This window comes from Enterobacter cloacae complex sp. 382A5 (assembly GCF_050031095.1).
In the GTDB taxonomy this organism is placed as follows: domain Bacteria; phylum Pseudomonadota; class Gammaproteobacteria; order Enterobacterales; family Enterobacteriaceae; genus Enterobacter; species Enterobacter cloacae.
Genome location: NZ_JBLGVK010000001.1, coordinates 3,808,678 through 3,830,121, shown reverse-complemented (window position 1 = coordinate 3,830,121; position 21,444 = coordinate 3,808,678). Strand labels below are relative to the sequence as shown.

Annotated in this window: 20 protein-coding genes; 17 read left to right on the top strand and 3 right to left on the bottom strand. The window is 58.7% G+C overall.

Annotated features, from left to right (window positions below; all coding sequences use genetic code 11):
* The first annotated feature begins 280 nt into the window (after nt 1–280).
* On the top strand, nt 281–1,201 hold the full coding sequence (gene speB / locus ACQG2G_RS18040; protein WP_002434404.1) for an agmatinase: 921 nt from the start codon (nt 281–283) through the stop codon (nt 1,199–1,201).
* 3 nt (nt 1,202–1,204) lie between these two features.
* On the opposite strand, the gene ACQG2G_RS18035 is transcribed toward speB, so the two are convergent.
* Nucleotides 1,205–2,416 carry an MFS transporter gene (locus ACQG2G_RS18035; RefSeq protein WP_061771719.1) on the bottom strand — a complete coding sequence of 404 codons (1,212 nt, stop codon included), beginning with the start codon at nt 2,414–2,416 and terminating at the stop codon, nt 1,205–1,207.
* Between the two features lie 414 nt (nt 2,417–2,830).
* Between ACQG2G_RS18035 and ACQG2G_RS18030 the strand changes: the two genes are divergently transcribed.
* From ACQG2G_RS18030 to ACQG2G_RS17965, 14 genes are all read left to right on the top strand, one after another.
* Nucleotides 2,831–3,154, top strand: coding sequence for a Rieske (2Fe-2S) protein (locus tag ACQG2G_RS18030; RefSeq protein WP_038983552.1), 324 nt, complete (start codon nt 2,831–2,833; stop codon nt 3,152–3,154).
* Entirely contained in the window at nt 3,151–3,459 is a 309-nt protein-coding gene (locus ACQG2G_RS18025) for a recombinase-like helix-turn-helix domain-containing protein (RefSeq protein ID WP_020687064.1), read from the top strand. The genes ACQG2G_RS18030 and ACQG2G_RS18025 overlap by 4 nt, the downstream gene beginning before the upstream one ends.
* Before the next feature lie 10 nt (nt 3,460–3,469).
* Entirely contained in the window at nt 3,470–4,492 is a 1,023-nt protein-coding gene (locus ACQG2G_RS18020; protein ID WP_248078893.1) for an aromatic ring-hydroxylating oxygenase subunit alpha, read from the top strand.
* Complete coding sequence (locus tag ACQG2G_RS18015) at nt 4,492–5,241, top strand: SDR family oxidoreductase (protein WP_013098651.1); 750 nt, start codon at nt 4,492–4,494, stop codon at nt 5,239–5,241. The genes ACQG2G_RS18020 and ACQG2G_RS18015 overlap by 1 nt, the downstream gene beginning before the upstream one ends.
* A 12-nt stretch (nt 5,242–5,253) precedes the next feature.
* A complete protein-coding gene (locus ACQG2G_RS18010; protein ID WP_028028063.1) occupies nt 5,254–6,042 on the top strand; it encodes an IclR family transcriptional regulator in 789 nt (262 codons plus the stop codon).
* A gap of 78 nt (nt 6,043–6,120) precedes the next feature.
* Nucleotides 6,121–7,047, top strand: a complete 927-nt coding sequence (locus tag ACQG2G_RS18005; RefSeq protein WP_020687066.1) for a VOC family protein — start codon at nt 6,121–6,123, stop codon at nt 7,045–7,047.
* Nucleotides 7,044–8,231 (top strand): NAD(P)/FAD-dependent oxidoreductase, encoded by a 1,188-nt coding sequence (locus ACQG2G_RS18000; protein WP_348595962.1) that lies wholly within the window; start codon nt 7,044–7,046, stop codon nt 8,229–8,231. Before ACQG2G_RS18005 ends, ACQG2G_RS18000 begins: the two co-directional genes overlap by 4 nt.
* 25 nt (nt 8,232–8,256) lie before the next feature.
* Nucleotides 8,257–9,513, top strand: coding sequence for an MFS transporter (locus tag ACQG2G_RS17995; RefSeq protein ID WP_061771738.1), 1,257 nt, complete (start codon nt 8,257–8,259; stop codon nt 9,511–9,513).
* A 10-nt stretch (nt 9,514–9,523) separates the two neighbouring features.
* Nucleotides 9,524–10,054, top strand: coding sequence for a cupin domain-containing protein (locus ACQG2G_RS17990; RefSeq protein WP_013098646.1), 531 nt, complete (start codon nt 9,524–9,526; stop codon nt 10,052–10,054).
* A gap of 9 nt (nt 10,055–10,063) precedes the next feature.
* Nucleotides 10,064–10,834 carry an alpha/beta fold hydrolase gene (locus ACQG2G_RS17985; RefSeq protein WP_061771737.1) on the top strand — a complete coding sequence of 257 codons (771 nt, stop codon included), beginning with the start codon at nt 10,064–10,066 and terminating at the stop codon, nt 10,832–10,834.
* Nucleotides 10,818–11,612 carry an SDR family oxidoreductase gene (locus ACQG2G_RS17980; protein ID WP_014833202.1) on the top strand — a complete coding sequence of 265 codons (795 nt, stop codon included), beginning with the start codon at nt 10,818–10,820 and terminating at the stop codon, nt 11,610–11,612. The genes ACQG2G_RS17985 and ACQG2G_RS17980 overlap by 17 nt, the downstream gene beginning before the upstream one ends.
* Before the next feature lie 9 nt (nt 11,613–11,621).
* A complete protein-coding gene (locus ACQG2G_RS17975; protein ID WP_061771664.1) occupies nt 11,622–12,392 on the top strand; it encodes an aspartate dehydrogenase in 771 nt (256 codons plus the stop codon).
* A gap of 9 nt (nt 12,393–12,401) precedes the next feature.
* Nucleotides 12,402–13,871, top strand: coding sequence for an aldehyde dehydrogenase (locus ACQG2G_RS17970; RefSeq protein ID WP_061771665.1), 1,470 nt, complete (start codon nt 12,402–12,404; stop codon nt 13,869–13,871).
* A 13-nt stretch (nt 13,872–13,884) separates the two neighbouring features.
* Nucleotides 13,885–15,525, top strand: a complete 1,641-nt coding sequence (locus ACQG2G_RS17965) for a thiamine pyrophosphate-binding protein (RefSeq protein ID WP_061771666.1) — start codon at nt 13,885–13,887, stop codon at nt 15,523–15,525.
* A gap of 60 nt (nt 15,526–15,585) precedes the next feature.
* On the opposite strand, the gene ACQG2G_RS17960 is transcribed toward ACQG2G_RS17965, so the two are convergent.
* Both ACQG2G_RS17960 and ACQG2G_RS17955 read right to left on the bottom strand, forming a co-directional pair.
* Complete coding sequence (locus ACQG2G_RS17960) at nt 15,586–16,854, bottom strand: OprD family outer membrane porin (protein ID WP_013098639.1); 1,269 nt, start codon at nt 16,852–16,854, stop codon at nt 15,586–15,588.
* 210 nt (nt 16,855–17,064) lie between these two features.
* The gene (locus ACQG2G_RS17955) at nt 17,065–17,823 is read right to left on the bottom strand and encodes a M48 family metallopeptidase (protein ID WP_047024506.1); all 759 of its coding nucleotides are present in this window, start codon (nt 17,821–17,823) and stop codon (nt 17,065–17,067) included.
* A gap of 272 nt (nt 17,824–18,095) precedes the next feature.
* Between ACQG2G_RS17955 and tkt the strand changes: the two genes are divergently transcribed.
* Both tkt and epd read left to right on the top strand, forming a co-directional pair.
* Complete coding sequence (gene tkt / locus ACQG2G_RS17950) at nt 18,096–20,087, top strand: transketolase (RefSeq protein WP_038420542.1); 1,992 nt, start codon at nt 18,096–18,098, stop codon at nt 20,085–20,087.
* A 326-nt stretch (nt 20,088–20,413) separates the two neighbouring features.
* On the top strand, nt 20,414–21,433 hold the full coding sequence (gene epd, locus ACQG2G_RS17945) for an erythrose-4-phosphate dehydrogenase (protein ID WP_014833195.1): 1,020 nt from the start codon (nt 20,414–20,416) through the stop codon (nt 21,431–21,433).
* Nucleotides 21,434–21,444: the final 11 nt, after the last annotated feature.

Sequence of the window (21,444 nt, the reverse complement as noted above, 5' to 3'; positions counted from 1 at the left end):
CTCCCTCTCCCTGTGGGAGAGGGCCGGGGTGAGGGCAACAGGCTGCTGTGCCGCTGATGCCCGGTGGCGCTGCGCTTACCGGGCCTACGAATGTAGGCCGGATAAGGCGGAGCCGTCATCCGGCAGAATGCTATACTCACTTGAACCCGTATGAATTAACGGCGATAATTCGCCCCAATAAGCGATTTACGAATCAATCCCTTCCTCGTCGGGTTTAACGACGCGGAGGGGATTTTTTTTCATCTGTTTTTAACGCATCGACTTTAAAAGAGGTCAGGACATGAGCACTTTAGGTCATCAGTACGACAACTCTCTGGTTTCTAACGCGTTTGGTTTTTTACGCCTTCCGATGAACTTCCAGCCGTACGACAGCGACGCAGACTGGGTCATCACCGGCGTGCCGTTTGATATGGCCACATCAGGCCGTGCGGGCGGTCGTCACGGCCCGGCGGCGATCCGTCAGGTTTCCACCAACCTGGCCTGGGAGCATAACCGCTTCCCGTGGAACTTCGACATGCGCGAACGCCTGAACGTGGTGGACTGCGGTGACCTGGTGTACGCCTTCGGTGACGCGCGTGAAATGAGCGAAAAGCTGCAGGCCCACGCCGAGAAACTGCTGGCTGCCGGTAAACGCATGCTCTCCTTCGGTGGCGACCACTTCGTGACCCTGCCGCTGCTGCGCGCCCACGCGAAGCACTTCGGTAAAATGGCGCTGGTGCACTTCGATGCGCACACCGACACCTACGCGAACGGCTGCGAGTTCGACCACGGCACCATGTTCTACACCGCACCGAACGAAGGTCTGATCGATCCTAACCACTCCGTGCAGATCGGTATCCGTACTGAGTTTGACAAAGACAACGGCTTCACCGTGCTGGACGCGTGCCAGGTCAACGATCGCGGCGTGGATGACATCATCGCGCAGGTTAAGCAGATCGTCGGTGATATGCCGGTGTACCTGACCTTCGACATCGACTGTCTGGATCCGGCGTTTGCGCCGGGCACCGGTACGCCGGTGATCGGCGGGCTGACCTCAGACCGCGCCATCAAACTGGTGCGCGGCCTGAAGGATCTGAACATTGTCGGGATGGACGTGGTGGAAGTGGCGCCTGCCTATGACCAGTCCGAGATCACCGCGCTGGCCGCGGCGACCCTGGCACTGGAAATGCTCTATATCCAGGCTGCGAAAAAAGGCGAATAAACCTTACGCGCTGATTGCTGCTGCGCGACGCATGCGCAGCAGCAACATTCCCCCCGCCAGCAGAGTGATAATCTGCGACACCACCAGCACGGAAAAGCCAGAGCTGACCGACCCCACCGATCTCATCACCATCCCCATCAGCAGCGGAATAAAGGCGGCGCAGAGATTGCCGATCCCATTAATGATGCCGTACGCGCTTCCCACCGCCTCCCGCGCGGCGTGATGTTGGATCACCGCCGGAATGGCCGCGCCCTGAAGTCCCCAGAAGACGTTAGCCGACAGCATAAACAGCGCCAGCCAGGCAGGCTGATGGCTGAGCATCAGCGCGATCACGGACAACGCCGTCAGCGCCCCGCCCGCGACAAACAGCAGCGGTGCCTGTTCCGGCCGCATTTTATCGAGCAGTACCCCGCCAAGGAATTTTGAGCCCAGGCTCAACAGGAAGGGGATGGCCGCGAGCATGCCCGTGGCGTGCAGTGAGAAGTGATGTTCGTCGCGTAGCCACGCCGGGAGCCAGGCGCTGCTCCCCCAGAGATAACTCAGCGTGGCGATTTCAACCAGCAGGATCCAGCCCAACAACGGGGTTTGCCACGCAAGCATCACTGTCTCTGCAAGCCCCCGTTTGTGCATTTTTACTGTACCGCGCGGTGCCGGCAGGAAATGCCAGATCAGGCCGCCACCGAGCACCAGGTTGATTGCCGCCAGCGCATAAAACGACCCGGCCCAGCCCAGATGCGCCATCAGCCAGGTCACCAGCGGAAAGCCCACGGCCAGACCGAGTGAGACGCCCAGTGCGGTCACGGCGTTGGGTTTGCCAACCTCTTCCGCACGAAAGTTATCGCTGATAAAGCGGGTTTTCAGTGAAAAGAGCGGTCCCTCAGCGATCCCCAGAATCACACGGGCGATGAGCATTCCCATTAGCGATCCGAGTAAGGGAGAAATGGCGCAGACCAGAGCCCAAATCGCAATGCTGCTTAATAATCCATGTCGATAATGCAGTTTGCTTTCGATAACCGGTGTTAATAATAAAGCCGATAATCCATAACCCATAAGAAAGCAGGTCATTAACATTCCCTGTAACATTCTGTTTTCATTTAACTGAAAATGTTCGGCAAATTCCGGGTTTAAAATCATCACCGAGATATTTACCCGGTCAATGTAGGAAATAATAATGAGAAATAACAGTGCAATTGTGCCTTGCCATCTTGCCGTCATATTGCCCGCCTTATGCGTTCTCGCATTTATATTTTTATCAATGTGATTGTCACGGATGTAAAATGGTTCACCAGTGAAACTTGTTGTTTTTAAAGATGTATTTTTAAATGTGTTTCACAGGTGAAACACGGTGCTTTTTCAGTTGTTTATTTTTAAGGAAGAAAAAGAAAAGAAGTCAATGTTTTTTATTTGCGCTTTGAGTTCATCACTAAAACGTATTCATTCACGCCTTAATAATGAAAATTTCATATCGCTGCATTTTTTCGTGATCCCTTGCACACTTAGCTTATTAATTGTCGATTGATTAACAAATTCGTCACATTGACGCTTGACGAAACATTCATCGCTTTTATATTGACCGTATTAAATAAGAAACAGAGTTTCATATATGAAACAAAAGCCTGGAGGATCGTGATGAGCTGGATAGGCGTATGTGACGCAGAACAAGTACAGGAAGATTTCCCTTTTAGCGGCAACGTTGAAGGTAAAGAGATCGGCGTTTATTTAATCGACGGCGAATATTACGCGCTGGAAGACGTATGCCCGCACGCCTATGCGCTGCTGAGTCAGGGCTTTGTCGAGGACGGCAAAGTGGAATGCCCGCTGCACGAGGCGGTGTTCGACGTCAAAACCGGCCAGTGCCTGCAAGGCCCCGGCGGCCGAAACCTCAACCGCTACCCGGTTCGGGTATTTGAAAACCAAATCCAGATTACTTTTGTCGAGGAGACCGTGGCATGAGCGACATCCTGAACTTCAACCCGGCGCTGCCAGAAAGCCGCCAGTTTACGCCCCCGGCAGAGGGCGGGAACGGCGCCATTCATAAACCGGGTGAGTATCAGAACCTGATCTGGCAGACCCGCAGCCGGGTGCCGGAAAACTGGGAAATGAGCCTTATCGCCACGCTGGAAGATCTCTTTGAGCAGGGCGTTGAAACCTTGCCGGAGCTGGTCAACGGGCTGAATGCGGTGCGCATGCATGACCAGCAGGGCGAGCCGTGGAGCGACGCCAGCTTCCAGGCATTCTTACAGGTTAACGGCTACTGAGGACGACGCGATGACAACTACCGTACAAAACTATCTCGATAAAGGTCTGCGTGGCCTCTGGTATCCGGTGCTGGCGAGCTGGGAAGTGCAGTCTGCGCCCGTGGGCATTACTCGTCTGGGCGAACAGATTGTGGTCTGGCGCAATAACGATGGTCAGGTGCAGGCGCTGGAAGACCGCTGTCCGCACCGCGGTGCGCGTCTGTCGATGGGCTGGAATCTCGGCGACCGCATCGCCTGCTGGTATCACGGCGTGGAAGTGGCGGGAAACGGTGAAGTGAAAGACGTGCCCGCCGTGGACAAATGTCCGCTGGTCGGCCAGCAGTGCGTGCGCAGCTATCAGGTGCAGGAGGCGCACGGTGCCATCTTCCTGTGGTTTGGCGTCACCGCCGATCAGCAGCCGGACGAGCTGACCTTCCCGGATGAACTCGCCGACACGGAACATTTCAGCAACTTCCTCTGCACCGCATCCTGGAAATGTAACTATCAGTACGCGCTGGAAAACGTGATGGATCCGATGCACGGTACGTATCTCCACTCCTCCTCGCACTCGATGGCGGAAGGGGATCGCAAGGCCGACATGGTCCTGCAGCCGACGAAGACCGGCTTTATCTTCGAGAAAAAAGGGCAGAGCGGCGTCAACTTCGACTGGGTGGAGCTGGGCAATAGTGGCACCTGCTGGATGAGACTCTCCATTCCCTATAAGAAGCGTTTCGGACCGGGTGGCCACTTCTTCATCGTTGGCATGGTGGTGCCGGAAGATAACGACAACTGCCGCGTCTTCTTCTGGCGTATCCGCCGCGTACAGGGCTGGCAGCGCGATATGTGGCGATTCATGTACCGTAACCGCCTGGAAAAACTGCACTGGGAGGTACTGGAGCAGGACCGCGTGGTGCTGGAAAGCCTGGCGCCAAACGCCCGCGACCACGAATACCTGTACCAGCATGATGTCGGCCTCTCGCGCCTGCGCCGCATGATGCAAAAGGCCGCTAAAGAGCAACTGGCGATGCGTGAAGCGCAGCAGGGAGCGGCCTGATGAATGCGCTGCTGAGCGGGAAACGCATCGTGGTGACCGGCGCCGCGCGCGGGCTGGGCTATCACTTCGCCAGCGCCTGCGCGGAGCAGGGTGCCGCGGTGGTGATGTGCGACATTCTTGAAGGCGAGCTGGCCGAAAGCGCACACGCTCTGCGGGCACAGGGTTTTACGATCGAATCGCACGTTATCGATCTCGCCGATCCGGCCTCCATTGAGCAGGTGTTCAATGCGATTGGCGAGCAGGGGCAGATTGACGGGCTGGTAAATAACGCGGCGATGGCGACCGGCGTGGGCGGCAAAAACATGCTCGATTACGACCCGGATCTGTGGGACCGGGTAATGCGCGTCAACGTCAAAGGCACCTGGCTGGTGACGCGCGCCGCCGTGCCGCTGCTGCGCGATGGCGCAGGGATCGTGAACGTGGCGTCCGACACAGCACTTTGGGGTGCGCCGCGCCTGATGGCCTACGTCGCCAGCAAAGGGGCCGTGATTGCCATGACCCGCTCAATGGCGCGCGAGCTTGGTGAAAAGCGTATTCGAATCAACGCCATCGCGCCGGGGCTGACTCGCGTCGAGGCAACGGAATATGTTCCCGCCGAACGACACCAACTCTACGAAAACGGCCGGGCGTTAACGGGGGCACAGCAGCCGGAAGATGTCACCGGCAGCGTGGTCTGGCTGTTAAGCGATCTGTCGCGGTTTATCACCGGGCAGCTGATCCCGGTCAACGGCGGTTTTGTCTTTAACTAAGGTAGGGCGATGATGGCAAACGATCAGGAAGTGAAGTATCTGGTGCCGGGGCTGGAGCGTGGCCTGCAGCTGCTGTTAGCCTTTGGCGAGCAGCATCGCGAACTGACCTTTGCCGAGCTGCACCGACTGGTGGATATGCCGAAGGCCACCGCCTACCGCGTGGTGCAGACCCTGGAGTATATGGGCTTTCTGGAGCGCAACACCCGTACCAATACCTTCTCGCTCGGCATGAACGTGCTGCGTCTGGGCTTTGAGTACATCGCCTCGCTGGATGTGGCGCAGGTGGGTCAGCCGGTGATTGAACAACTGCGCGACGTGAGCCAGTGCAGCAGCCATCTGGCGATCCGCGACGGGCGCGACATCATCTACATCGCCCGCGTCAGCGCCGCCGGATCACGCATCAACCAGGTCAGCATTGGTACCCGTTTGCCGGTGCACTGCACCTCGCTTGGCCGCATGCTGTTGACCGATATTTCCCGCGCCGATTTCGAACAGCTGTTCCCGCAGGAGCGCCTGCCGGGCAACACGCCGGGTCAGCTTCACGATCGTGAAGCCCTGTGGCAGATGGTGCAGCAGGATAAAGCCCGCGGATACGTGATCGGTGAATCCTTCTTCCGCCACGGTATCTCCTCCATCGTTTATCCGGTGTTTGACCGAAGCCATCGCGTGGCGGCGGTAGTGAGCATTCTGGTGCCGTCGGAAGAGATCCCACAAGCCGACCGCGAGCGACTGCAAAACGAGGTTCGTCTGGCGGCGGACAAAATTTCTGGCTTCTTAGGGTATTTATCACAGGCCAGTTAAATCAGTGAGTTAACGTCAGGCGCTTTGCTGCGTCGGGCATGTTTTACGCCCAATTTGGGCCAGATGAGGCAACGAACGATGAGTGTAACCGGAATTGAAAAGCTGGAATTTGGCGTTGAAGACCTGACGCACTGCGCCAAATTTATGCGTGATTTTGGCCTGACGGGCGATGCCAGCGGCCAGCGTTTTACCACCCTGAGCGGCGCGCGCGTGGAACTAAACCCGATCGACAGCCCCGACCTGCCCCCGGCGTTTGAAGCGGGCAACACCCTGCGCCGCATGACATGGGCGGTTGCCGCACAGTCCGATCTGGATGCGCTGCGTCCGAAGCTTGCGCAGCAGCCCGGCTTTCGCGAAGTGGGTGACGCCCTGGAGTGTCTTGACCCGAACGGCATGACGTTGCGTGTGCAGGTCAGCCAGCAGACTGAGGTGGAACTGAATGTTGAGCCGATCAACCAGTGGGGCGACGCTCGCCGTATCGACACCCCCAGCCCGGTTTACGATCGCGCCCAGCCCATTAACGTGGGGCACGTGGTGTTCTTCGTGGAGGAGCTCGCGGCGGTGGAGACATTTTACCGCGAGGTGCTCGGCTTCCAGGTCTCTGACCGCTACATCAACCGCGCCGTGTTTCTGCGCTGCGGCGTGCGCGGGGGTCATCACAACCTGTTCCTGCTGCAGCTGCCGAACCGCAAGCGCGGCCTGAACCACGTGGCCTTTACCGTGCGCGATATTCACGAAGTGATCGGCGGCGGGATTGCGATGAACAAAAACGCCTGGAGCACGTTTATCGGACCCGGCCGCCATCCGGTGTCGTCAGCTTACTTCTGGTACGTCAACAGCCCGACCGGCGGGGCGTTCGAGTATTACACCAATGACGACTACCTGACGGAAAACTGGCAGCCGCGCGAGCTGGAGCATTCGCTGGTCTCCTTTACCGAGTGGGCGGTGGAAGGCGGGATCGATCACGACACGCGCCGCCAGCAGAAAAAACCGGAGGCGGTATGACGTCGCGCATTGTCATTATTGGTGGCGGTCAGGCGGGAGGCTGGGCGGCGAAAACCCTGCGCGACGAAGGCTTTGACGGTGAGATCTGCGTAGTGGCGGAAGAGGCGTGGGATTTCTATGAACGTCCGCCGCTGTCGAAGGCGGCTCTGCTGGAGGCGGACGCGACGCTTCCGCGACTCTTTACTGAAGAGGCTCAGCAGGCGCTGAATCTGACCTGGTACCGTCCGCTGCGCGCGGAGCAGATTGACCGCAACGCAAAAACGGTGCGTTTAAGCAACGGCGAACATCTTAGTTACAACATACTTTTAATTGCCACCGGAGGGCGGGCGCGCCTGCCGGGCGAGGCATGGGCTGCGCATCCGCAGGTCTACACCCTCCGCCACTGGCAGGACGCGCAGCGCCTGAAACGTCGGCTTGCGGAAAGTCAAAAGCTGGCGATTGTGGGCGGCGGCTGGATAGGCCTGGAGATTGCCGCTTCTGCGCGCAAAAGCGGCGTCGCGGTCACCCTGTTCGAGCAGCAGCATGCGCTGTGCATGCGCTCGGTGAGCGGCGAGGTATCGCAGCGCTTAGAGACCATTCACCGTGAGCAGGACGTGGAGATCCGAACCGGCTGCGGCGCGCTGGAGCTGGAGGACGATAACGGTCTGCCGGTCATTCACTGTGATGGCAAACGTGAAACCTTTGATGCGGTGGTGGTAGGGATCGGCGTCGATCTCAATCTGGAACTGGCGCGTGACGCGGGGCTGCAAACCGAACGCGGGATCGTGGTGGATGCGCAGGGCCGCACGTCGGATCCGTCCATCTTCGCTGCCGGGGATGTGGCACAGCATCATCATTACGGCCTGTGTATTCAGTCCTGGGCCTTCGCCCAGAATCAGGCGGTGGCGGCGGCAAAAGCGATGCTTAACCCCGATGCCGCAGGCTATGACGACGCGCCGTGGCTGTGGTCGGATCAATACCAGCACAACATTCAGATCCTCGGCATTCCGCAGCCGGGCAGCCGCACCATAGTGCGTGAAGACGCGCTGTACTTTTCGCTGGACGAAAACGGGCGCCTGACGCAGCTGGTGGCGTTCAACGATGCGCGCACCGTCAAGCTGGCAAAGCGCTGGATGGCGGCCGGGCGGGATTTATCAGACGTGCCGCTCGCCGACCCGACTTTTTCACTGATGTCATTGCGATAGCTAACCCGCACCCGTAGGGGGAGACATGACCACATTAGACACTAACACCGCGCCCGTTGAGGCGAGCGGTGAGGGGACCCGCACGCCTGAAAAAGCGGTGCGCTGGGCCATCCCGCTGTCGCTGCTGGCCTGCGTGCTGCTGGCGTTTTTCGACAAAATCAGCATTGCCGCGCTGTTTTCTGATGGCCATTTCCAGCAGGCGATGGGCATCGATTTTGACACCACGCGCCTCGGCATTCTGATGAGCGCCTTCCTGTTGAGCTACGGCTTTTCATCGGTCTTTCTCAGTGGGCTGGGGGACAAAATTGCCCCGCTGCGCCTGCTCACCGGGATGATGGTGGTGTGGTGCGTGCTGATGGTGGCGATGGGCTTTACCCATAACTACACGCTGATGATCGTGCTGCGCATTCTGCTGGGCGTGGCGGAGGGGCCGCTGTTCCCGCTGGCCTTCGCCATTGTGCGCCACAACTTCCCACAGCATCTGCAGGCGCGCGCCACCATGCTGTGGCTGCTGGGCACGCCGGTAGGGGCGGCGATTGGCTTCCCGCTCTCACTCTGGCTGCTGAACACCTTCGGCTGGCAGAGCACCTTCTTCGTGATGGCGATGCTGACCGTACCGGTGCTGATCTTCGTGCGCGTCGGTCTGCGCGGGATCCGTCTGGAGGCGAAGAGCAGTACGTCACAGACCTCCCGGGACGAACGGCGTGCCGCACGGCGCGAGCTGTTTGTCAGCCCGCACTTCTGGATCATCTGCATCTTTAACATCGCTTTCCTGACCTACCTGTGGGGCATTAACGGCTGGCTGCCGGGCTACCTGATCAAGGGGAAGGGCATTCATCTGGAGCATGCGGGCTGGCTGTCGTCGATGCCGTTCATCGCCATGCTGGCGGGGGAAGTGATTGGCGCATGGCTCTCTGACCGGGTCGATAAGCGCGCGGCGGCCTGCTTCATCTCCATGGCGGGGGCCGCTGTCGGGCTCACGGCCGTAATGCACCTCGATACCCCGCTGACCATCATTGCGGCGATGAGCTTCAGCACATTCATGTGGGGCACCGGGGCACCCAACATTTTCGCCCTGCTGGCAAAGGCCACCCATCCAAGGGTGAGCGCCACGGCGGGCGGCATTTTCAACGGGCTGGGAAACTTTGCGGGCGCGCTGTCGCCAGCGGTGATGGGCGCGCTTATCGCCTTCACCCACAGCATGGATTCCGGGCTGATTTTTCTGGCGGTGATGGCGGCGGTGGGCTGCGTCCTGTTACTGCCGCTGCTGAGACGTTACTGAGGAGAGTGTCATGACTGATTCAACCGTAACCAACCCATCTGGCATCAAACCTGACCACCTGACGATGGAAGAGTGGGTCGAGTCGCGTATTGCGCGCTTTGAGGGCCGTAAATACGACTGGAACGCGCTGAAGTTCCAGGCCGATTTTGACCCGAAATACCGCCGCGCGCAGATGCGCTATATCGGCACCGGTGCTACCGGCGTGGCGAGCGACACCAACACCGTACAGGCGGAGCATTTTACCTTTTCCACCATGGTACTGCCATCGAAGTGCGAAGGGCCGCTGCACCTGCACGACGATGTGGAAGAGGTGTTCTTCATGCTCAAAGGGCAGATCACGCTGATGATCCAGGACGGCGATAACTACACCGAAACCGTGCTGCGCGAGCGTGACCTGATCTCCGTTCCGCCGGGGATCTATCGCGGGCTGTTTAACCACGGCGAAGAAGAGGCGCTGATGTGCGTCATGCTGGGCACCAACAAGCCGGAAATTCCGACCTACCCGGCGGACCATCCGCTCTCGAAAGTGAAGCGGAACTAAGGGGGCATGATGACGGGTTTTCGTGAACAGGGAAGCGGCATTCCGCTGATGCTGCTGCACGGGATCAGCTCTGGCGCAGCCTCCTGGCACAAGCAGATGGCGCTGAACGGTTTTCGCGTGCTGGCGTGGGACATGCCCGGTTATGGCGAAAGCCCGATGCTGGCCGCGGAACGGTCGAACGCGGGGGATTACGCCGATGCGCTGGCGGCGATGCTTGACCGGGCTGGCGTGTGGCAGGCGGTGCTGGTGGGCCATTCACTCGGGGCACTGGTTGCCAGCGCCTTTGCGGCGAAATATCCGGATCGTGTGCTGCATCTGGTGCTGGCGGACGCCGCGCAAGGTTACGGCCGCGCCGCGCCGGAGCAGCGCGAGCAGGTCTGGCGCAGTCGCGAGCAGCAGATGGCACTCGGCGGCGAAATCCTCGCGCAGACCCGCGCCGCAAAACTGCTGCGTCCCGGCGCGCGTGAAGCGGATATCGCCACCGTGGCAGCGGGCATGCGCAGGCTTCGCCCCGAGGGCTACCTCGCCGCCGCGTGGATGCTGGCGCACGACGATATTCATGGCTGGCTGAAGCGCTATTCAGGCAACTTTGAAGTGTGGTGCGGCGAGCAGGATGCGATCACGCAACCCGAGCTGGTGCAGGGGCTGGCGCTGCGCTACGGCATGCCGTTTATCGCCATTGCCCAGGCCGGTCACGCCAGCTATCTCGATAACGATGCGTTTTTTAACCAACAGCTTTTACGTATTAACGAAGAGGTGCGCGATGAATGCACAAATTGACGGACGCGTAGCGGTCGTCACCGGCGGTTCTTCTGGTATTGGCTTCGAAACGCTGCGCCTGTTGCTGGGCGAGGGGGCAAAAGTGGCCTTCTGTGGCCGCGATCCGGATCGCCTCGCCAGCGCCCATGCCGCGCTGCATAACGAATACCCCGACGGGGAGGTTTTCTCTTATCGCTGTGACGTACTGAACGCTGACGAGATGCAGGCCTTCGCGGCTGCCGTTCAGGCGCGCTTTGGTGCTGTGGACATGCTGATCAATAACGCCGGGCAGGGATACGTGGCGCATTTCCATGACACCCCGCGCGAGGCGTGGCTGCATGAAGCCGAACTCAAACTGTTTGGTGTGATCAACCCGGTGCAGGCGTTTCAGCCTTTGCTGGAGCAGTCCGACATCGCTTCCATCACCTGCGTGAACTCCCTGCTGGCGCTCCAGCCGGAGGAGCACATGATTGCCACCTCTGCCGCCCGCGCGGCGCTGTTGAACATGACGCTGACGCTCTCAAAAGAGCTGGTGGGTAAAGGCATTCGCGTGAATTCGATATTGCTTGGCATGGTGGAGTCCGGGCAGTGGCAGCGTCGCTTTGAAAACCGGACAGACAAAAGCCAGAGCTGGCCGGAGTGGACGGCGGAGATCGCCCGCAAACGCGGTATTCCGATGGCGCGCCTCGGCAAGCCGCAGGAGCCCGCGCAGGCGCTGCTGTTCCTCGCCTCGCCGCTGGCCTCGTTTACCACCGGTGCGGCGCTGGACGTTTCCGGCGGCTTTTGCCGCCATCTGTAAGGACACATCATGAAAAAGGTTATGTTGATTGGTTTTGGTGCCATGGCGCAGGCGGTGATTGAGCGCCTGCCCGCTGGCGTGGCTATCGGCTGGATTGTGGCGCGCGAGGCCCATCATGCGGCGATTCACGCGCAGTTTGGTGATGCGGTAGTGGCGTTGACCTCACCGCTGCAATGCGCGCAAACGCCCGACCTGGTGCTCGAGTGCGCCAGCCAGCAGGCGGTGGCGCAGTACGGCGAGGACATTTTACGTCGTGGCTGGCATCTGGCGGTTATTTCGACCGGCGCACTGGCGGACAGCGCGCTCGAACAGCGCCTGCTCAACGCACGCGGCAGGCTGACGCTGCTCTCCGGGGCGGTGGCCGGTATTGACGGGCTGGCGGCGGCGAAAGAGGGCGGGCTGGCGCGCGTGACCTACCAGTCGCGTAAAAGCCCGGCCAGCTGGCGCGGCAGCTATGCCGAGCAGCTTATCGATCTGAATTCGGTGGCTGTTGCGCAGGTCTTTTTTGAAGGCAGCGCCCGCGAGGCGGCGCGTCTGTTCCCGGCCAACGCCAACGTGGCGGCCACCGTGGCGCTCGGCGGCGTGGGAATGGACGACACGCGCGTACAGCTGATGGTCGACCCGTCAACGAAACGTAACACCCACACGCTGCACGTGGAGGGCGCGTTTGGTGAATTCCATCTGGAGCTAAGCGGCCTGCCGCTTGCCTCTAACCCGAAAACCTCCACCCTGGCGGCACTCAGCGCGGTACGCGCCTGCCGCGAGCTGGCCCTGAGCTGAGGAGTGACGATGGACGATCTGAAGATATTTATCGGCGGCCACTGGCGACACGGCAGCGGCAACCCGATGCAGAGCCAGTTTCCGGCTGACGGGTCGATCAACGCGACGTTGAATGCGGCAAGTCTGGACGACCTGCATGACGCGATCGAGGCCGGCGAGCGCGCGTGGCGCGATCCCGCCTGGCGCCACAGCCTGCCGCATACACGGGCGAAGATCCTGCACAAGGTGGCAGATCTCATTGAATCCCGCGTCGACGAGCTGGCGCAGATGCAGAGCCGCGATAACGGCAAGCCGCTGGCGGAGGCCCGCGGGCTGGTAATGAGCGCGGCGGGAACGGCGCGCTACTTTGCCGCCGCCTGCGAGCTGCTGGAAGGGGAACTTCCGACGCCGCGCCAGCCGGATTTACTGACCCTGAGCCGCTATGAGCCGCTCGGCGTGGTGGCGGCCATCACGCCGTGGAACTCGCCGATTGCCAGCGAGATGCAGAAGGTCGCGCCGGCCATTGCCGCGGGTAACGCGGTGATCCTCAAGCCCGCCGAAGCCACGCCGCTGATGGCGCTGGAGCTGGCGCGGATATTTGAACAGGCCGGGCTGCCCGCCGGGCTGCTGAGTGTGCTGCCGGGCAAAGGCTCGGTGATTGGCGATGCGCTGGCACGCCACCCTAAGGTACGCAAAATTTCCTTTACCGGCGGCACCACCACGGGCCGTCACCTGGCGCACGTGGCGGCGGAAAAACTGATCCCGGCATCGCTGGAGCTGGGCGGAAAATCGCCGACTATCGTGCTGGATGATGCGGATATCGAGCAGGCCGCGCGCGGGATCTGCTACGGCATTTTCAGCTCGGCGGGGCAGGCGTGCATCGCCGGTTCGCGGCTGTTTATCCACGAGAGCCTTTACGCGCCGCTGATGGCGCGGCTGCTGGAGTTAACCCGCGGTCTGCGCGTCGGACATCCGTTTACCGACGGTGTCCACGTTGGGCCGCTGATCAGCGCCAGCCATCGTCAGAGCGTACAGGCGTACGTTGAGCTGGCGAAGCGTGAAGGGGGCCGCGTGCTGTGTGGCGGGGAGATCCCGGCCGATCCTAATCTTGCAAACGGCAGCTTCTTCCTGCCCACGATTATTGAAGGGCTGAACAACAGCGCCCGCACCTGCCAGGAGGAGATCTTCGGCCCGGTGCTGGTGGCGATGCCGTTTCGCGATGAAGCCACGCTTATCCGCGAGGCCAACGACTCGGTTTACGGTCTGGCCGCCGGGATCTGGACGCGCGATACCGGGCGCGCGCTGCGCTTAAGCGAGCAGCTTGAGGCGGGCACGGTGTGGATCAACACTTACAAAGTGTTTGCGATTTCGACCCCATTCGGGGGCTTTAAAGAGAGCGGTCTGGGCCGCGAAAAGGGCATTCAGGGGCTGAAAGCCTGGATGCAGCAAAAGAGCATTTATCTGGCGACGGGTAACAGCGTCAACCACTGGTGTGACTGAGAAAGGGTGAGCAATGAGCGAAATGATAACCGTCGGCGACGCCATCGCCAGAACGCTGGAGCAGTATCAGGTTGAGGCCATCTACGGCGTCATCTCTATTCACAACCTGCCCATCGCGGATGCAGTAGGGCAGCGCGGCAACATCCGCTTTGTACCGGCACGCGGCGAAGCGGGGTCTGTCACCATGGCTGATGCCCACGGACGTTTTTCCGGCCTTGGCGTGGCGCTGACCAGCACCGGCGCGGGCGCGGGTAACGCCGTAGGCGCGCTGGTGGAGGCGATGAACGCCTGCACGCCGCTGCTGCACCTGACCGGGCAGGTAGAAAAAGCCTGGCTGGATGCCGACACCGGGTTTATCCATGAAACCCGCGACCAGCTGACTTTCCTGAAGGCCAGCTCAAAACGGGCGTATCGCATCAGCAATGCCAGCCAGGCGATAGCGATTTTGCATAAAGCGATTCAGGAGGCGCAGACGCCGCCGTGCGGGCCGGTCTCCGTGGAGATCCCGATTGATATTCAGGGCGCGAAAATTCCGCTGTCGCTGGTGACCGCACCGGCGAAACCGGCGTCGGTTTCGCCGGTAGATGCCGGGAGTGTTACTGCGCTTTGGGCGCAACTCAAGCAGGCGAAACAGCCGCTGCTGTGGCTGGGCGGCGGTGCGCTGGGCTGCGCGGACGCAGTGAAAAAGCTGGCGGATGCAGGTATCACCGTGATCTCCAGCACTCACGCGCGCGGCGTGCTGCCGGACAGCCATCGCGCCAGCCTGCGGGCATTTCACAACTCGCCATCGGTTGAAGCGCTGATCGCGCAGTGTGACTTTACGCTGATCGCCGGTTCACGTCTGCGCAGCAATGAGACCCGTTCATGGACGCTCGAACTGCCTTCTCCGCGCGTACAGATCGATATCGACCCGGCGGCGGCAAGCCGTAACTATCTGATGGATAACACGCTGGTAGCCGACTGCTCAGCGTTGCTGAGCGCGCTGGCTGAAAAAGCACAGGGGCGTGAATGGGGGAATGCTCAGTGGGATGGTCTGGTTCAGGAGGCGGTGACACAGGCAGAACGTGGGCTGCGTGAACAGTGCGGCGCCTATGCGCAACTCAACGATGCCATAGAGAAAGCGCTACCTGAAGATGGCCTGCTGGTGCGCGATATTACCGTTTCCGGCAGCCTGTGGGGCAGCCGACTGTTCCGCGCCAGGGGGCCGCTGATGAATATTCACTCTCTGGCCGGGGCAATTGGCATGGGCCTGCCGATGGCGATTGGCACCGCGATTGCCAACCCACAACGCAAAGTGGTGGGGTTGGTGGGGGACGGCGGTCTGAGCCTGAATCTGGGCGAACTGGCGACGCTGGCGCAGGAGAAGGCCAACGTGACGTTGCTTATCATGAATGACGGCGGTTACGGCGTTATGCGCGGTATACAGGACAAGTATTTCGGTGGCCGTCAGTACTATAACGAGCTGCATACGCCGGATTTTACCCTGCTGTCACAGGCGATTGGCCTGCAGGCATGGAGCGTTGAGCGGGCAGAGGATTTTGATGCGGTGATGACGGAAGCGCTGGCGATGCCGGGACCGTCGGTAGTGGAAGTGCGGATGGGACAAATTGGCGCGCTGAAGTTTGCCGGGCCCCCACAGAAGACGCTTTACTAGCTGTTTTTCCCTCACCCCGGCCCTCTCCCAAAGGGAGAGGGTTAGGGTGAGGGGACAAACTCAGAACACGTTAAACGGGTATTCCACGTAAGCGCGGATCTCATCCCCACCCACGTTGTAATCGCTGGCGTTGCTGGAGACGCGCAGTACGGAATAGCGCAGTTTCAGCTTCAGATCTTTCGCCGGGCCGTCCTGCACCTGATACTGGATCTGGTTAAACCATTCATGCTCTTTGCCGTTACTGGTTTCAGCGGTTTTAATGTTGTCGCCACGCACGTAGGCGGTGGTCCAGCTCAGACCCGGCAAACCGAGACCGCCAAAGTCCAGCCCGTAAGACGCCTGCCATGAACGTTCGTCTTCACCATTAAAATCAGACCAGTAGGAGTTCGCCAGCCAGATGGTGTTGCCGCCGTCACCAACACCGCCCTGGTCGCGGTAGCCGCCATAGTTGTAGCCGGTGCTTCCGCTGCTCTGCTGGTACGCCACTTTGAACGTATGGATATCCCAGATGTAGCTCGCCGCCAGGCTCCAGATGGTGTTGCTGCGGCCCGTGTCGAGGCTGTCTGCGTAGCCCTGATCCAGACGCGAGTTGTAGCCGTTAAAGTCGAGTACCAGCTGCTGGCCAGTGCTGAACGGCTGTTTGAAATTCATGCCCAGATATTGCTTGTTCATCACCTCTTCATTATGGGAGGCGTACAGCGCGCCGCTGAACTGGTCATTAAACTGGTAGCTCGCCCCGCCGAAGGAGAAACCCTTGAGGCCGCTGTCGTGGCGATCGTCACTTTTACGCTGCTCGTCGGTGAAATAACCGGCGTTGATTTCCAGACCGTCGATCTCTTTAGAAGTCAGCATGGTGCCGGTGTAGCTTTCAAACAGCAGGCGGGAGCTGTCGGCGTTAATGATTGGCAGCTCGGGACGCTGATTACCGTAGCTGAGTACGGTATTCGAGATGCGCATTTTGGCGGTCGCGCCAAATTTTGCCAGATCGGATTTTGCGCGTCCGTCGTCTTCCTGTTTAAAGAAGTCAATGCCACCTGCGCCGCTCTTACCGCGGCCACCGTCCAGACGCACGCCATACTGCGCAATGCCGTCTACGCCAAAACCAACCACTCCTTCGGTATAACCTGATTCAAAGGTGGCGATGATACCCTGACCCCATTCTGCTTTATCCTGCTGGCCCTGATGATAATCACGGCTGATATACGCATTGCGTAAAAACAGATCTAAATGGCTGTCATTAATAAAACCCTGGCTGTCTGATTGTTGGCTTGCAACGGCAGGTAATGTGACAAATATGCTTAACGCAACTAACGATAATTCTTTTTTCACGGAGGGAACGTCTCTGTCTTAATATATTAATTTGAATTACTGCGGATTCGATAATTACCCGAAAAGTAACCGATTGCAATAATTATGTGACCAGACATTTCAATGGTGAAGGGCAGGTGTGACGGGGCTTTTGTGGGTGTTACCGATATGTGCGGTTAAGTTAGCAATTCATGCGAAATAAAAAGGAGGCAAATTTGCCTCCTTCCAAAATTATTTAATTCCGTCTGCGGCCATACGGTCGCGAATATGTTGTGCACGCGCTTCTGAGGCCGGGTGATCGTCAAACATGGAGCTTTGACGTCCGGCTTCCAGTTTAGCCAGCTTTTCAAAACTGGTGGCTAAACCTGCTGGATTGATACCGCGTTTGCGCAACAGATCGTAGGAGTAGTCATCCGCTTCGGACTCCTGACGTTGAGAGAACTGGGAGTTAACCAGCTTTTCGCCCACATCGCCAAGCTGTGACTGGGACAGGCTGCCCACAATACCGCCCGCAGAAGCCGCCGCCGCGCGGATGGCGTTAGTGCCTAAGGCGACCTGCATCCCTTTCTTCACGTGGCCGAGGGCAACGTGGCCCATTTCATGGCCGATCACCGCTTCCACTTCGTTGTCGGTCATCATGTCCATTAACCCGCTGTAAACGCGGATACAGCCGTTCGCCATGGCAAAGGCGTTCACGTCTTTCGCGACGTACACTTTATAGTTCACCGGCTGACCGTTAATGTTATCGCCAAGCGCAGAGGCAATTTTATTCAGACGCTGCGTGTAGGGACTGTTGGCCGGGGCAATCGTAGCCTTTCCATCCATATCTTTACAGGCCTGGTCGCTCAGGGCTTTAACCTGCGCGTCGCTCAGGGAATAGGCCTGAAAAGCTTCTGCGCCTGAGGACATCAGGCCGTTAGAATCCATACTCTGACAACCGCTCAGCAGGAACGTTGTACCCAGGGCCAGCACTAATGCACGCATTTTCATGAGGTTGCTTCCGTACTCGTTAATCTGAATAAAATCCGAAAAGTACACCGACAGCGAAGCCGGGGTCGGGCTAAGTATAAGGAATATCGACGGGCCCGGGCGAGCAGATTGCGCAACATGCGAGCATGATCCAGAGATTTCTTAAGCGGCAAAAGAATGCTCCATGTACATGGCATGCCGCTTGGGTTACATTGTTGGCACTTTTTTCCGGCGTAGCCCAAAACGCGCTGTCGTCAAGGGCATGGCCTTTAACAGTCCGATCTGGAGTTAAAATGTCCTCACGTAAAGAGCTTGCTAATGCTATTCGTGCGCTGAGCATGGACGCAGTACAGAAAGCCAAATCTGGCCACCCAGGGGCCCCTATGGGTATGGCTGATATCGCCGAAGTCCTGTGGCGTGATTTCCTGAACCACAACCCGCAGAACCCGGCATGGGCTGACCGCGACCGTTTCGTGCTGTCTAACGGCCACGGCTCAATGCTGATCTACAGCCTGCTGCACCTCACTGGCTACGATCTGCCTATCGAAGAGCTGAAAAACTTCCGTCAGCTGCACTCCAAAACCCCGGGTCACCCGGAAGTGGGTTACACCGCAGGTGTTGAAACCACGACCGGCCCACTGGGTCAGGGTATTGCGAACGCGGTGGGTATGGCGATTGCTGAGAAGACCCTGGCGGCGCAGTTCAACCGTCCTGGTCACGACATTGTTGACCACTTCACCTACGCGTTCATGGGCGACGGATGCATGATGGAAGGCATTTCTCACGAAGTGTGCTCCCTGGCAGGTACCCTGAAGCTGGGCAAACTGGTTGCGTTCTACGACGACAACGGTATCTCCATCGACGGTCATGTTGAAGGCTGGTTCACTGATGACACTGCGGCACGTTTCGAAGCCTACGGCTGGCACGTTGTGCGTGGCGTTGATGGCCACGATGCTGACTCGATTAAACGTGCAGTAGAAGAAGCGCGTGCGGTCACTGACAAACCATCCCTGCTGATGTGCAAAACCATCATCGGCTTCGGTTCTCCGAACAAAGCGGGCACCCACGATTCCCACGGTGCGCCACTGGGCGACGCGGAAATCGCGCTGACCCGTGAAGCGTTGGGCTGGAAACACCCTGCATTCGAAATCCCATCTGAAATCTATGCCCAGTGGGATGCCAAAGAAGCGGGTCAGGCGAAAGAAGCGGCCTGGAACGAGAAGTTCGCGGCTTACGCTAAAGCCTTCCCACAGGAAGCGGCTGAATTCACCCGTCGTATGAAAGGTGAAATGCCGTCTGACTTCGACGCGAAAGCGAACGAGTTCATCGCTAAGCTGCAGGCGAACCCATCTAAAATCGCCAGCCGTAAAGCGTCTCAGAATGCGATCGAAGCGTTCGGTCCATGGCTTCCAGAATTCCTCGGCGGCTCCGCTGACCTGGCACCGTCTAACCTGACCCTGTGGTCTGGCTCTAAGCCAATCAACGAAGATGCGGCCGGTAACTACATCCATTATGGTGTACGTGAATTCGGTATGACCGCTATCGCGAACGGTATCTCCCTGCACGGTGGTTTCCTGCCGTACACCTCTACCTTCCTGATGTTCGTGGAATATGCACGTAACGCCGTGCGTATGGCTGCGCTGATGAAACAGCGTCAGGTGATGGTTTATACCCACGACTCCATTGGTCTGGGCGAAGATGGTCCAACTCACCAGCCGGTAGAGCAGGTTGCTTCTCTGCGTGTCACCCCGAACATGAGCACATGGCGTCCATGTGACCAGGTGGAATCTGCAGTGGCATGGAAATACGGCGTTGAGCGTCAGGACGGTCCAACCGCGCTGATCCTCTCCCGTCAGAACCTGGCGCAGCAGGATCGTACCGAAGAGCAGCTGGCGAACATCGCCCGCGGTGGCTACGTGCTGAAGGATTGCGCGGGACAGCCAGAGCTGATCTTCATCGCAACCGGTTCTGAAGTTGAGCTGGCTGTTGCAGCCTGGGACAAACTGACTGCCGAAGGCGTTAAAGCGCGCGTGGTTTCCATGCCGTCTACCGATGCGTTCGACAAGCAGGATGCTGCTTACCGTGAATCCGTACTGCCTAAAGCCGTTTCCGCACGCGTGGCGGTTGAAGCGGGTATCGCTGACTACTGGTTCAAATACGTGGGTCTGAACGGCGCTATCGTCGGTATGACCACCTTCGGTGAATCTGCTCCGGCAGAGCAGCTGTTCGAAGAGTTCGGCTTCACCGTTGAGAACGTTGTCGCTAAGGCGAAAGAACTGCTGTAATTGCCGTTTTGCCCGGTGGCGCTTACGCTTACCGGGCCTACAAATGGCTCGAAAGTAGGCCGGGTAAGCGCTAGCGCGCCACCCGGCTTTTTTGTAAGCATTATTCCACCTAAAATGTGACGCAAGTCATATAGCTCGCTTATTCATCTGGACAGACATTCCTTTTATTCCCCGATTCGCTTATTCTTGCTGAAGCGTTTCAGTCGATTAAATGTTCGACAATTGACCAATCAATCGCAGTTTGTGATAGCAAAGATTCCCCTTCGGGCGTAGCTGGATTACTCTTTCAGCCACCTCGAACTCAGGGATAGCTTTGCAGGAGATCTATGACCGTACGCGTAGCGATTAATGGCTTCGGTCGCATCGGGCGCAACGTGGTTCGTGCTTTATATGAATCCGGGCGTCGGGCGGAAATTACCGTGGTGGCAATCAATGAACTGGCGGATGCTGCGGGCATGGCGCATTTATTGAAATATGACACCAGCCACGGACGCTTTGCCTGGGACGTGCGCCAGGAAAGGGATCAGCTGTTTGTCGGTGACGATACGATCCGCGTACTGCATGAGCGCAGTATTGCCGCGCTACCGTGGCGTGAACTGGGTGTGGATGTGGTGCTTGACTGTACCGGCGTATATGGCAACCGCGAACACGGCGAAGCGCATCTCACCGCCGGCGCGAAAAAAGTCCTGTTCTCTCATCCCGGCAGTAACGACCTCGACGCAACGGTCGTTTTCGGCGTCAATCAGCATGAGCTACAAGCCGAACACCGTATTGTCTCCAACGCCTCCTGCACCACCAACTGCATTATTCCGGTCATTAAACTGTTAGACGATGCATATGGCATTGAATCCGGCACCGTGACCACGATTCATTCCGCCATGCACGATCAGCAGGTCATCGACGCCTACCACCCGGATTTACGACGCACGCGTGCTGCGAGCCAGTCAATCATCCCGGTGGACACAAAACTGGCTGCCGGGATCACCCGAATTTTCCCGCAGTTTAATGACCGTTTTGAAGCGATTGCCGTGCGTGTACCGACGATAAACGTCACCGCAATTGACCTCAGCGTGACGGTAAAAAAACCGGTAAAAGCCTGTGAAGTCAACCTGTTGCTGCAAAAAGCGGCACAGGGGGCATTTCATGGTATAGTTGACTATACGGAATTACCGTTGGTCTCAGTGGATTTTAACCACGACCCGCACAGCGCCATTGTTGATGGCACGCAAACGCGCGTCAGTGGCGCACACCTTATCAAGACGCTGGTCTGGTGTGATAACGAATGGGGCTTTGCTAACCGAATGCTCGACACCACGTTAGCAATGGCTGCCAAAGGTTTCAGGTAAGACGCATCGTG

Coding starts and splice junctions, on each gene's coding strand:
- ACQG2G_RS17965 (WP_061771666.1), top strand. CDS start 13,885: ATGAGCGAAATGATAACCGTCGGCGACGCCATCGCCAGAACGCTGGAG.
- ACQG2G_RS17970 (WP_061771665.1), top strand. CDS start 12,402: ATGGACGATCTGAAGATATTTATCGGCGGCCACTGGCGACACGGCAGC.
- ACQG2G_RS18010 (WP_028028063.1), top strand. CDS start 5,254: ATGGCAAACGATCAGGAAGTGAAGTATCTGGTGCCGGGGCTGGAGCGT.
- ACQG2G_RS18035 (WP_061771719.1), bottom strand. CDS start 2,416: ATGACGGCAAGATGGCAAGGCACAATTGCACTGTTATTTCTCATTATT.
- ACQG2G_RS17995 (WP_061771738.1), top strand. CDS start 8,257: ATGACCACATTAGACACTAACACCGCGCCCGTTGAGGCGAGCGGTGAG.
- ACQG2G_RS18005 (WP_020687066.1), top strand. CDS start 6,121: ATGAGTGTAACCGGAATTGAAAAGCTGGAATTTGGCGTTGAAGACCTG.
- ACQG2G_RS17975 (WP_061771664.1), top strand. CDS start 11,622: ATGAAAAAGGTTATGTTGATTGGTTTTGGTGCCATGGCGCAGGCGGTG.
- ACQG2G_RS18015 (WP_013098651.1), top strand. CDS start 4,492: ATGAATGCGCTGCTGAGCGGGAAACGCATCGTGGTGACCGGCGCCGCG.
- ACQG2G_RS17955 (WP_047024506.1), bottom strand. CDS start 17,823: ATGAAAATGCGTGCATTAGTGCTGGCCCTGGGTACAACGTTCCTGCTG.
- tkt (WP_038420542.1), top strand. CDS start 18,096: ATGTCCTCACGTAAAGAGCTTGCTAATGCTATTCGTGCGCTGAGCATG.
- ACQG2G_RS18020 (WP_248078893.1), top strand. CDS start 3,470: ATGACAACTACCGTACAAAACTATCTCGATAAAGGTCTGCGTGGCCTC.
- speB (WP_002434404.1), top strand. CDS start 281: ATGAGCACTTTAGGTCATCAGTACGACAACTCTCTGGTTTCTAACGCG.
- ACQG2G_RS18025 (WP_020687064.1), top strand. CDS start 3,151: ATGAGCGACATCCTGAACTTCAACCCGGCGCTGCCAGAAAGCCGCCAG.
- ACQG2G_RS17990 (WP_013098646.1), top strand. CDS start 9,524: ATGACTGATTCAACCGTAACCAACCCATCTGGCATCAAACCTGACCAC.
- ACQG2G_RS17980 (WP_014833202.1), top strand. CDS start 10,818: ATGAATGCACAAATTGACGGACGCGTAGCGGTCGTCACCGGCGGTTCT.
- ACQG2G_RS17985 (WP_061771737.1), top strand. CDS start 10,064: ATGACGGGTTTTCGTGAACAGGGAAGCGGCATTCCGCTGATGCTGCTG.
- ACQG2G_RS18030 (WP_038983552.1), top strand. CDS start 2,831: ATGAGCTGGATAGGCGTATGTGACGCAGAACAAGTACAGGAAGATTTC.
- ACQG2G_RS18000 (WP_348595962.1), top strand. CDS start 7,044: ATGACGTCGCGCATTGTCATTATTGGTGGCGGTCAGGCGGGAGGCTGG.
- epd (WP_014833195.1), top strand. CDS start 20,414: ATGACCGTACGCGTAGCGATTAATGGCTTCGGTCGCATCGGGCGCAAC.